Raw genomic sequence first — 503 nt, 5'->3', positions numbered from 1 at the left:
GTCGAATACATTCGCCGTGCGATCCGCATAGACGCCCATCGCATTGGTTGCGGTCTTGTGGCCGGTGGAATAGGCGCTGGCCGAATTCGCGGAATCGGTGATGATGGAATCGGAGCCCGCCGTTGCCACCATCGCCATATGCGGCATGTCGTCCATCGCGAGCTTGCCGCGGCTCTTGCCTTCGGTGATGCCCTTCGAAAGAATTCTGGCGCCGACGCGGTGCGCCAGCGACATACCGTCGCCGATAAACAGGATCACATTCTTCGCCTTGCGCGGGCCGGTATCGTAGACGTTCCACGTCACCGCGCGGCTGCGTACGCCGTCGCTGACTTCGATCTTGTAAACCCCGGCTTTATCGAGCGTCGCGTCGCGCAGCAGCAGCGCGGACTGATCTTTGCCGTCTTCCTTCGCGATGTAGTCCGCGGTCTTGCCGAACGCTGCGGTCTGATCGGCGCCGTTGATCGTCACCTTGATGTCGGCGGCCTGAACGAGTTCGGGAAACT

1 protein-coding gene is annotated in these 503 nt (G+C 61.4%); it reads right to left on the bottom strand.

All coding sequences use genetic code 11. The annotated features are described in order from the left end of the window. A partial coding sequence (locus tag AC1DS5_RS25695; RefSeq protein WP_477721065.1) for an alkaline phosphatase occupies nucleotides 1-503 on the bottom strand: 503 nt, incomplete at both ends.

It is taken from the genome of Polaromonas sp. P4_H1 (genome assembly GCF_056400945.1).
The sequence above is the reverse complement of the archived record's forward strand: the minus strand, read 5'-3'. Positions and strand labels throughout refer to the sequence as shown.